Source organism: Micropruina sp. (assembly GCF_047606365.1).
Taxonomy (GTDB): Bacteria; Actinomycetota; Actinomycetes; order Propionibacteriales; family Propionibacteriaceae; genus Micropruina.
On sequence record NZ_JASGEN010000123.1, the window covers coordinates 1 to 11,196 of the forward strand.

General features: G+C 71.8%; 9 protein-coding genes. All 9 read right to left on the reverse strand.

What is annotated here, in order from left to right:
- A partial coding sequence (ftsZ, locus tag QM624_RS14190; protein WP_415092907.1) for a cell division protein FtsZ occupies positions 1-1,097 on the reverse strand: 1,097 nt, incomplete at its 3' end.
- A 185-nt stretch (positions 1,098-1,282) separates the two neighbouring features.
- A complete protein-coding gene (locus QM624_RS14195) occupies positions 1,283-2,005 on the reverse strand; it encodes a cell division protein FtsQ/DivIB (protein WP_415092909.1) in 723 nt (240 codons plus the stop codon).
- On the reverse strand, positions 2,002-3,405 hold the full coding sequence (gene murC, locus QM624_RS14200; protein WP_415092911.1) for a UDP-N-acetylmuramate--L-alanine ligase: 1,404 nt from the start codon (positions 3,403-3,405) through the stop codon (positions 2,002-2,004). The genes QM624_RS14195 and murC overlap by 4 nt, the downstream gene beginning before the upstream one ends.
- Before the next feature lies 1 nt (position 3,406).
- The gene (gene murG / locus QM624_RS14205; RefSeq protein ID WP_415092913.1) at positions 3,407-4,534 is read right to left on the reverse strand and encodes an undecaprenyldiphospho-muramoylpentapeptide beta-N-acetylglucosaminyltransferase; all 1,128 of its coding nucleotides are present in this window, start codon (positions 4,532-4,534) and stop codon (positions 3,407-3,409) included.
- Positions 4,535-4,588: 54 nt separating this feature from the next.
- The gene (gene ftsW, locus QM624_RS14210; protein WP_415092915.1) at positions 4,589-5,851 is read right to left on the reverse strand and encodes a putative lipid II flippase FtsW; all 1,263 of its coding nucleotides are present in this window, start codon (positions 5,849-5,851) and stop codon (positions 4,589-4,591) included.
- Between the two features lie 5 nt (positions 5,852-5,856).
- On the reverse strand, positions 5,857-7,365 hold the full coding sequence (gene murD, locus QM624_RS14215; protein ID WP_415092917.1) for a UDP-N-acetylmuramoyl-L-alanine--D-glutamate ligase: 1,509 nt from the start codon (positions 7,363-7,365) through the stop codon (positions 5,857-5,859).
- Entirely contained in the window at positions 7,344-8,417 is a 1,074-nt protein-coding gene (gene mraY, locus QM624_RS14220) for a phospho-N-acetylmuramoyl-pentapeptide-transferase (RefSeq protein WP_415092919.1), read from the reverse strand. Before mraY ends, murD begins: the two co-directional genes overlap by 22 nt.
- Positions 8,414-9,838 (reverse strand): UDP-N-acetylmuramoyl-tripeptide--D-alanyl-D-alanine ligase, encoded by a 1,425-nt coding sequence (locus tag QM624_RS14225; protein ID WP_415092921.1) that lies wholly within the window; start codon positions 9,836-9,838, stop codon positions 8,414-8,416. Before QM624_RS14225 ends, mraY begins: the two co-directional genes overlap by 4 nt.
- A partial coding sequence (locus QM624_RS14230) for a Mur ligase family protein (RefSeq protein WP_415092923.1) occupies positions 9,831-11,196 on the reverse strand: 1,366 nt, incomplete at its 5' end. The genes QM624_RS14225 and QM624_RS14230, both read right to left, overlap by 8 nt.

An 11,196-nucleotide genomic window follows, 5' to 3' on the forward strand; every position in this document is an offset into this window, starting at 1 on the left:
GGCTCGGCGGGCTGGGCCGGCGCGGTGGGCTGCACCTGCGGGGCCGGACGGGTGAACGTCGGCTCCGGACGGCTCACCGGCGCGGCGCCGGGACGGCCCTGGCGCAGGTCGGGTGACCGGGTGATGCCAGGCTGGCGCCGCGGCGGCTGGCCGCCGTCGAAGCCGGCCGCGATCACGGTGACCCGCACCTCGTCGCCGAGCGCGTCGTCGATCACCGTGCCGAAGATGATGTTGGCGTCCTCATGGGCCGCCTCCTCGATCAGGTTGGCCGCGGCCGACACCTCGAACAGGCCCAGGTCGGAGCCGCCCGCGATGGACAGCAGCACACCGTGCGCACCGTCGATGCTGGCCTCGAGCAGCGGAGAGCTGACCGCCATCTCGGCGGCGGCCCGGGCACGGTCCTCACCGCGGGCCGAGCCGATGCCCATCAGCGCCGAGCCGGCGTTGCTCATAACAGCCTTGACGTCGGCGAAGTCGAGGTTGATCAGGCCCGGGGTGGTGATCAGGTCGGTGATGCCCGAGACGCCCTGCATCAGCACCTGGTCGGCCTGCTTGAAGGCGTCCAGGATCGCCACCTGGTGGTCGGTCATCTCCAACAGCTTGTCGTTGGGGATGACGATCAGGGTGTCGACCTCTTCGCGGAGGTTGCTGATCCCGTTGTCGGCCTGGGTGGCGCGACGCTTGCCCTCGAACGAGAACGGACGGGTGACCACACCGATGGTCAGCGCGCCGAGCGAACGGGCGATCCGGGCCACCACGGGTGCCCCGCCGGTGCCGGTGCCGCCACCCTCGCCTGCGGTGACGAAGACCATGTCGGCGCCCTTCAGCACCTCTTCGATCTCTTCGGCGTGATCCTCGGCGGCCTGCCGGCCCTTGTCGGGATCGGCGCCGGCGCCGAGCCCGCGGGTCAGGTCGCGGCCGATGTCGAGCTTCACGTCGGCGTCGCTCATCAGCAACGCCTGCGCGTCGGTATTGACGGCGATGAACTCGACGCCACGCAGGCCCGATTCGATCATCCGGTTGACGGCGTTGACGCCACCGCCACCGACGCCGACGACCTTGATGACCGCCAAGTAGTTCTGGGATGCACTGCCCACGAAGATTCCCACCTCAATAGCGCTGTATGCGTTGCCGAAAAAAGTCTCAAGTTGCGGTGCAGACCACACGGGGAAGGCAACTCGGTGACGTCGAGAGCAAGGCTACGCAGCCGCCAACACCCCCGTCCAACGCGAGGTGGCTCATCGGCGAGTCCCTCAAGTACTACTTCAGGGTTGTCTCAACCTCATCGAGTGACCGGGTTGGACGGCGCCGAGACGTCGTAGACCCGGTGCTGCTGGGCCATCAGCACGCTCAGCACCTGCGCCTTCAGTTCGGATTGTTCCGCGCTGCCCCAGATCACCGTGACCCCGCCGGGCAACTCCAGGGTGATGCTGTCGGGAGTCTCGGCCGACAGCGTCCGGATCTTGCCGCGCACCTCGGACGGCAGGCTGCGCAGCACGGTGCCCAGGTCGCGGATCAGCCGGGCATCGCCCGAGGGCACCCGGGCGGCCAGCACCCCTCGCGGCGGCTGCGCCGCCGAATCGAAGATGATGCCCTGATCGTCGGCGATCCAGTAGCCGCCGGGGGTTTCGATGGCGAAGGCCGGCGTCCGCTCGGTGAGGGTGATCCGGATCGTGTTCGGCCATTGCCTGGCCACCGAGACCCGGGCCACGGCGGGCAGCCCGGAGACCCGGGTCGCGACGGCGTCCAGGTCGACCCGGGCCAGCGGCTGCCCGGCCGGCACGTCGGCGACCCGCTCGACCTCGGCCGCGGCGACCAGCTTGGCGCCCTGCACCTCGACGTCCTTGACGCCGAGCACGGACGAGCCGAACACCAGCCAGGCCAGTACGCCGAGCACGACGACCACCGCTGCGGCGATCGCGATCAGCAGCACCCGGCGGCGGCGTCCACGGCGCCGGCGCAGGTCGAGCCGCTCGGTCGCGTCACTGACCCCGGTCACCGTCATCGGGCGGCCCCCACGGCCGCGGGACCGACCGCGGTGACGTCGCCGGCGCCCACCGTGAGCGCCAGGTCGCCGGGCCGCAGCAGGGCGGCCAGCACCTCGGGAGCGCGCTGTTTGTCGGCCACGTAGGTCACCGCCGCGGCGCCGGCGGCACGGGCGGCCTCAGCAACCAACTCGCCGGTGACACCGGGGATCGGATCTTCCCGCGCCGGGTAGACGTCGAGCACGACCACTTCGTCGGCCGCCGCCAGGGCAGCGCCGAAGTCGGCGGCGAAGTCGCGGGTGCGGCTGAACAGGTGGGGCTGGAAGCAGACCACCAGCCGGCCCTCCCCGGCCAGCGGCCGGGCCGCGGTGAGCAGTGCCCGCACCTCGGTCGGGTGGTGGGCGTAGTCGTCGTAGACGCGGGCGCCGCCCACCTCGCCGACGTAGCTGAACCGGCGGTGGGTGCCGCGGAACGCACCGACGGCCTCGCGCAGCACCGCTCCGTCCAGCCCGAGGGCACGGCCGATCGCGTAGGCGGCGGCCGCATTGGCCAGGTTGTACCGGCCCGGGACGGCCAGCCGCAGCGGCCCGGCGTCGCCGTCCGCGGTGAGCGTCGCGGACGCGGTCGGGGTGTCGGTGACCAGGTCGCTCAGCCGGACGTCGGCCTCAGCCGATTCGCCGAAGGTGAGCACCCGGCGTCCGCCGCCCTCGATGCGCGACCGCAGCGCCCGGGTGCCCGGGTCGTCGGCGGACAGCACCACGGTGGCCACGCCAGGCCTGGTCGCCAGCGCCACGAAGCCGTCGAAGTAGCGCTCGGGCGTGCCCCAGTTGTCCAGGTGGTCGGCCTCGATGTTGGTGATCGCCACCACCTCGGCCGGGTACTGCAGGAAGGAGCCGTCCGATTCGTCAGCCTCGACCACGAACGCCTCCCCCGCGCCCAGCCGGGAACTGCTGCCAGTGCTGGCCAGGGGCGACCCGATCACGTACGACGGGTCGGCGCCGAGCGCGGTCAGCATCTCGGCGGTCATGCCGGTGGTGGTGGTCTTGCCGTGGGTGCCGGTGATCCCGACGCCGCGTCGGCCCAGCATCAGCGCACCCAGCGCCGCGCTGCGGTGCCAGATCCGCAGCCCACGACGGCGGGCCTCGGCCAGTTCGACGTTCGACTCCCGAATGGCCGAGGACACCACGACCGTGCGGGCGTCGCCCAGGTTGGCCGGATCATGCCCGACGTGGACGGCGATCCCGGCCTGCTCCAGGCCGCGCAGGGTGGCCGAATCGGCCTGGTCGCTGCCGGAGACTGCGACGCCGAGAGCTGCGTACGCGGCGGCGATCCCGCTCATCCCGGCACCGCCGATGGCGATGAAATGGACGCCGCCCAGTTCGTCGGTGGGCAGCAGTTCCACGGGTTCGACCAGCGCCATCTCAGGACCGCCCCGCACTCGTCGACCCGGCAGTCGCCGACCCGGCGATGGCCAGCACCCGCTCGGCCAGGGCGCCGGCGGCGTCCGGCGGCACCAGGTCACGGCTCGCCCGGCGCATCGCCGGCAGCCGCTCCGGATCGTCGAACAGGGCCCGCACCTCGCGAGCCATCCGGACCGCGTCGAAGTCGGCGTTGTCGATCAGCAGCGCAGCACCGCCGTCGACCAGGAAGGTCGCGTTGCGGGCCTGCTCACCGTTGCCGTGCGGCAGCGGGACGAAGATCACCGGCAGGCCGACCGCCGCGGTCTCCATCACGGTGCCCGCGCCGGAGCGGCCGACCATCAGATCGGCCGCGGCGTAGGCGTCCTCCATGGCGTCCACGTAGCCGAGCGGGACGTAGCGGGCGCCGGTCGTGTCGTCGGTCACCACCACGTCGGCGTCGGTGATGTTCTTCGGGCCCAGGACGTGCAGGATTTGGATGCCGGCGGCGAGCAGTTCGGCGCGGGCGCCCAGGGTGGCGGTGTTGATGCTCTGTGCGCCCTGGGAGCCGCCGGAGACCAGCAGGGTGGGCCGGTCGGCGTCCAGGCCGAACCCGACCCGGGCCTCGCCGCGGCGGCCCTCGACGTCCAGCTCGGCGATGCTGCTGCGCAGCGGCAGACCGAGGTACTGCGCCCCCGGCAGCGGGGTGTCCGGGAAGGAGACCGCGACCAGCCGGGCGAACCGCGCCGCCACCTTGTTGGCCAGGCCGGGCAGCGCGTTCTGTTCGTGGATCACCACCGGGACGCCCATCGTGCGCGCCGCCAGGTAGACCGGCAGCGACACGTAGCCGCCGAAGCCGACCGCGACATCGGCCTTCTCCCGGGAGAGGATGCGGCGGGCCTGACGCACCGAGTCGACCAGCCGCCACGGCACCTTGAGCAGGTCGACGGTGAGTGAGCGCGGCAGCGGCACCGGCGGAATCAACTCCAGGCGCAGCCCGGCGGCCGGCACCACGGTCGTCTCCAGGCCTTTCGGGGTGCCGACCGCGACCACACTGCCCGACGCGTCGGCGCGGGCGATCCGTTCGGCGGTGGCGATCAGCGGCGAGGTGTGTCCGGCGGTCCCTCCACCGGCCAGCACGACGTGAGCCATGGTCCTCCTCGCGGTAGGTCTCTCAGATGGGCTGCTGCGGGCCGCGATCCACCACTATCGGGATTCGACCACGGTGACCGCTTTGCGGCCCTTGCGCTTCTTGCGCTCGGCCAGCCTACGGGCGTCCGGCTCGAGCTTCGCACACGCCAGCAACAGGCCGATGCCGGCGAGGTTCGCCATCAACCCCGACCCGCCGTAGGAGAGCAACGGCAGCGTGACGCCCAGCACCGGGATCATCCGCAGCACCACCATCACGTTGACCAGCGCCTGGATCATCAACCATGAGGTCACCCCCGCGGCCAGGTAGCGGCAGAACGGCAGGTCGGAGCGCAGCGCGATGCGGAAGCCGGCATAGCCCAGCACCAGGAACAGCGACAGCACCACCAGGGTGCCGACCAGCCCGAGCTCCTCGCCGATGATCGCCAGCACGTAGTCGGTGTGGGCCTCGGCCAGCGAGCCCCACTTCTGCCGGGACGCCCCCAGGCCCAGCCCCCACCAGCCGCCGGAGGCCAGCGCGAACACGCCGCGCAGCGGCTGCATGTTGACACCCATGGTGTCGTGGTCGGCGTTGAAGAAGCCGAGGATCCGGCCCATCCGGTTGCCGGACGTGGCGACCAGGATGAGGACGGCGGCCCCGACCGTGACGCCGATCGAGGCGAGGATTTTCCAGGAGGCGCCGACGTACCACAGGATGGCCACCACGATGGCGCCCATGATCATCCCGGTGCCCAGGTCGTGCTGCAGCACCACCAGGCCGATCAGCAGCGCCGAGACCGGCACGAACGGCACCAGCAGATGCTTGGGCTGGTCGAGCAGCTTCTGCTTGCGGGCCAGCAGATCGGCGCCCCACATGATGATTGCCAGCTTGCCCAGCTCGGAGGGCTGGATGCGGAAGAACGAGGTGCCGAACTGCACCCAGTTCTGGTTGCCCTTCGCCTCGCCCCAGCCGAGCGGGGTGAAGGTGAGGATCTGCAGCAGCAGTGCAGCGACCACCAGCGCCCAGCCGAGCACCTTCAGCGCCCGCGGCTGCAGCCGGGACAACACCACGGCGGCGATACCGCCGACGGCGAGGAAGAAGACCTGCCGCTTGACGAAGTAGTAGGCGTCACCGAAGCGGACGCTGCCGAGCACGCTGGAGGCCGACAGCACCATCATCATGCCCAGGCTGAGCAGCAGCACGGTGGGCACCAGCACCAGGTAGAAGCTGGCCTTGGGATGCGCCAGCGCCTCGCCGATCACACTGGGCCGGCTGCGCCGACGGGTGGTGGCGCGTGCGGTGGTCTGCTTACGATCCAGCGGGGAAGAAAGGATCGCCACTTGCCTCAGCCCTTCTCCTCGACTCCGGTGATCGCTCGGACCGCCTGGGCGAACGCCGTGCCGCGCGCGTCATAACCGCTGAACATGTCCTTGCTGGCACAGCCGGGAGCCAGCAGCACGACATCGCCCGGCCGGGCGAACCCGCGCGCGGCGGCAACCGCCTGCGCCATCGCACCAGTGTCGGTGGAATCGATGACGGTGACGGGGATCTGCGGCGCGTGTCGGGCGAGTGCCTCTGCGATCACCCCGCGATCGACGCCCAGCAGCACCGCGGCGCGCAGCTTCTCGCCGTAGGCCCGGACCAGCTCGTCGAAACTGGTGCCCTTGGCCTGGCCGCCGGCGATCCAGACGATCGAGTCGAAGGCCCGCAGCGACGACGCGGCCGCGTGCGGGTTGGTGGCCTTGGAGTCATCCACCCAGCGCACGCCGTCGGCCTCGGCGACGGTCTGGATCCGGTGGTCGCCGAGTTCCAGGTTCCGCAGCCCGTCCCGGACGGCGGTCGCCGGCACCCCGAACGACCGGGCCAGCGCCGCGGCCGCCAGGGCGTTCTCGACGTTGTGCGGGGCGTAGGGCCGGACGTCGGACAGCTTGCCGAGCTCCATCGCCGAGTCGCGGCGCTGCGCGATGAACGCCCGGTCGACCAGCAGGTCGTCGACCACACCGAGCTGACCGATGGTCGGGATGCCGAGGGTGAAGCCGATCGCCCGGGCACCCTCGGTGACCTCGGCCTCCTCGACCATGCGCAGGGTCGCCTCGTCGGCCACGTTGTAGACGCAACTGTGGGTGACCCGTTGGTAGATCCTGGCCTTGTCGGCGGCGTAGGCGGCCATCGCGTCCGCTGCCTCGCTGTCCCAGGACGCCGGGTCGGCGTACCACTCCAGGTGATCGGGGTGCAGGTTGAGCACGGCCGCCGAATGCAGGGCGAGTGAGTTCGTGGAATGCAGCTGGAAGCTGGACAGCTCCACCGCCAGCACGTCGTAGCTGACCTCGTCGAGGATCGCCTCGACGATCGGACGGCCCACGTTGCCGACCGCACTGGTGGTCAGGCCGGCCGCGGTCAGCATCGACTCGAGCATGTTGACGGTGGTGGTCTTGCCGTTGGTGCCGGTGACCGCCAGCCAGGGCACCACCCGGTCGGGCTGCATCATCCGCCAGGCCAGCTCCACCTCGCCCCAGACCGGTACCCCGCGACGGCGGGCCTGCGCGATCAGCGGGGCGCGCGGCGTCCAGCCCGGCGAGACGACCAGCAGGTCGGCCTGCTCGGGCAGCGTCGCGGTCGACCCGGGGCCGAGCCGCACCTGGGCGCCGAGGATTTCCAGGATCTTGGCCTTCTCGGCGTTGGCCGCGGTGTCGGCGTCGTCGAGCACCAGCACCTTCGCACCCAGCTCGAGCAGGCCGTCGGCGGCCGCGTACCCGGACGCGGCCAGCCCGGCCACCACGACGGTGGCCTGCCCCCACGGCGACAGCCGGGTGGCGTCCGGCAACCAGTCGATCACGGCAGGCCCACCGTCCATTCGGCGTAGAAGATGCCCAGGCCGAGCGCGACGCACAGCCCGCAGATGATCCAGAACCGGATCACGATGGTGATCTCGGCCCAGCCCAGCAACTCGAAGTGGTGCTGCAGCGGGGCCATCTTGAACAACCGTTTGCCCTTGGTGGCCTTGAAGTAGCCGACCTGCAGCACCACCGACAAGGTGATGATCAGGAACAACCCGGCGACGATCAGCATCAGCAGCTCGGTGCGGGTGAACACCGACAGCGCGGCCAGGCCGCCGCCGATCGCCAGCGAGCCGGTGTCGCCCATGAAGATCTTGGCCGGGCTGGCGTTCCACCACAGGAAGCCGAAGCAGGCACCGGCCAGGGACAGCGCCACCAGCGCCAGGTCACGCGGATCGCGCACCCAGTAGCACTGCGGGCCCGAGGTGGACAGCGTCGAGCAGGACTGGTTGTTCTGCCAGATGTTCACCAGCGCGTAGGCGGCGAACACCATGGTCGCCGCGCCGGTGGCCAGGCCGTCCAGGCCGTCGGTCAGGTTGGCCGCGTTCGACCAGGAGGCGATCACCAGCACGATCCAGATCACCGCCGCCCAGATCGGCAACTGCAGCCAGCTGATGTCGCGCAGGAACGAGATGGCGTTGCTGGCCGGGGTGATGCCCTGATCGTCGGGGAACTGGAAGGACAGGATCGCGAACGAGATCGCGACCAGCGACTGCCCGGCCAGCTTGGCCCGGCTGCTCAGGCCCAGCGAGCGGGCCTTGGAGATCTTGATCCAGTCGTCGGCGAAGCCGACCAGGCCCAGCCCGGTGACCAGATACAGCACCAGGATCCCGGACGCCGTCGGCGGCGACCAGGTGATCAGATGGGACACCGCGTAGGCGAAGATGACCGATCCGATGATGACGATGCCGCCCATGGTCGGCGTGCCGCGCTTGGTGTGGTGCGCGGTCGGTCCGTCGTCGCGGATGAACTGGCCGTAGCCGTTCTTGACCAGTACCCGGATCGCGAACCGGGTACCGATCAGGGTGCCGAGCAGGCCCAGCCCGCCTGCGAGCAGGATGCTCCTCACGCCGTCCTCCCCGCCTCGTGCTGGGCGCCGGACGCCAGCGCGTCCGCCACCACGTCCAGGGCCAGTCCCCGGGATGCCTTCACCACCACGACATCGGACGGTTGCAGATCAGCCCCCGCCACCGCAACCGCGGCGGCCCGGTCGGCGACCACCTGCACCGTCCCGGACGCCGCCCGCGCGCCGGCAGCGATGTCGTCGGCGAACTCGCCCAGGGCCACCACTTCGAAGCCGAGACCGGCGGCCAGCTCGCCCAGCCGGCGGTGCTCGTCGGCGGCGTCCGGGCCGAGTTCGAGCATGTCGCCCAGCACGGCGATCAGCCGGCCGCCCGGACGCCGCATCGCGGCCACCGTGGTCAGCGCAGCCCGCATCGAGTCGGGGTTGGCGTTGTAGGAGTCGTTGACGATCAGCACGCCGTCCTGGCGCGGGCTGAGCTGCATCCGCCACCGGGAGCGGGCGGTGGCGCCGCTCAACGCCTCGGCGATCAGCGCCGCCGGCAGGCCAGCAGCCAGGCCGGCGGTGGCCGCGGCCAGCGCGTTGGCGACCTGGTGCCGTCCGGAACCCTGCAGGCGCACCGGCACCGAGGCCTCGACCGCGCCCGCGGCGCGCAGGGTGAACGCGTAGCGCTGCAGGTCGTCCGGCGCACTGTCGGCGGCCCAGACCCGCAACTCCCCGGTGGCCGGTTCACCGGCCAGCGAGAAGGTGGCCAACCGTGCCACGGTCCGGGAGGCCATGCCGAGCACCAGCGGATCGTCGGCGTTCAGCACCGCCCAGCCGTCGGCCGGCAGTGCCTCCACCAGTTCGCCCTTGGCCCGCGCGATGCCGGCGACCGAGCCGAACTCGCCCAGGTGGGCGTGGCCGACGTTGAGCACCACCCCGATCCGCGGCGGCACGATGCCGCACAGCCAGGCGATGTGGCCGTCGCCGCGGGCACCCATCTCGCTGACCAGATAGCGGGTGTCCTCGCCGATCCGCAGGGCGGTCAGCGGCACGCCGATCTCGTTGTTGAAGGAGCCCTCGGGGCTCACCGTCGGCCCCGCCGCGGCCAGCACCTGGCCGAGCAGGTCCTTGGTGCTGGTCTTCCCCGACGATCCGGTGATCGCCAGGCAGACCAGCCCGGACGCCGCCGCCTGCGCCACCACGCCACGGGCCAGGTCGCTCAGCCCGCGCTCGGCGTCATCGACCAACAGGTGGGCCAGCGGCGCGTCCGTGGCCCGGGTACACACCGCCGCCACCGCGCCGCGCTCGGCCGCGGCGGCGAGGTAGTCGTGGCCGTCGACGTGTTCGCCGGGCAGTGCCACGAAGACCGCGCCGGGTGTCGCCAGCCGGGAGTCGATCACCACGTCCGGGCCGGCCGGGCGGTCGCTGTCGATCGGCGCGGCACCCGCCAGCGCCGCGACTTCTCGAATCGTCCGTTCACGCACCTTCGCTGCTCTCCCCCACCAGTCGTTGCCATTCTTCGCGGAGCACCGCGACGTCGTCGAACGGGCTGATCACGCCGGCCACATCCTGACCGGTCTCATGCCCCTTACCCAATACGGCCACCCAACCACGGCCTGCGGAGCGGCGCAGGGCGAGCCCGATCGCGGCCCGCCGGTCACCGCCGTCGACCACTTCGGCGGCCTCCGCCCGTTCGGCACCCGCCCGGACGGCGGCCCGGATCGTCGCCGGATCCTCCGAACGCGGGTTGTCGTCGGTCACCACGACCAGTTCGGCGTTGGCAGCCGCCGCGGCACCCATCGGACCCCTCTTACTCGGATCCCGGTCGCCGCCGGCGCCGAGCACCGCGATCCTAGGCGCCGGCAGGGCCGCCAATGCCGCTGCCACCGCCTCCGGGGTGTGCGCGAAGTCGACGACGACCGACGGTGCGCCCGGCCCCAGCTCGACCCGCTGCATCCGGCCCGGGACGGCCGCGGTGGCGAACGCCGGGACGGCCGCCGCCACGTCCAGGCCGGCGGCGTGCACCATGGCCGCCGCGGTGATCGCGTTGGCCACGTTGAAGGCGCCCGGCATGCCGACGCTGAAATCGAGGGTGCCGGCCGGGGACGCGATCCGCACCGCCGCACGGCCCGCGACGTCCGGTTCGGCCGAGAGCAGCCGGAAGTCGGCCTCGTCCGCCCGTCCGGTGGTGAACAGCGGAGTGCCCTGGGCACGGATCAGGTCGGCCAGCCGGCGTCCCCAGTCGCCGTCGACGTTGACTACGCAGGCCCGCGCCCGGCCGTCCAGGAATAGTTCGGTCTTGGTCGCGAAGTAGCTCTCCATGTCGCCGTGGAAGTCGAGGTGATCACGGCCCAGCTGGGTGAAGCCGGCGACGTCGAAGACCATCCCGCCGACCCGGCGCAGCGCGAGGGCGTGCGAGGAGACCTCCATCGCGACGCTGCTGGCACCGGCGTCCCGCAGCTGGGCGAGCAACTCCTGCAGGTCGGGCGACTCAGGGGTGGTGATCGTGCTGCGACTACGGTCGATGGCCGCCCCGGCCAGCCGGAAACCGATGGTGCCCACGGTGCCGACGCGTTCGCCGAGGGCGGTCAAAGCGGCCTCGAGCAGAAACAGCGTGCTGGTCTTGCCGTTGGTGCCGGTGATCCCGAACATCCGCATCGCCCGGGCCGGATGGCCGTGCACGGCGGCGGCCACCTCGGCCAGGGTGGCGCGCGGGTCGTCCACCACGACGACCGGGACGCTCGCCCCGACCAGTTCGGCGCCGGCGGCATCGGTGAGCACCGCCACCGCGCCGCGCCGGACGGCCTCGGCCGCGAACCGGGCGCCGTGGGTGCGTTGCCCC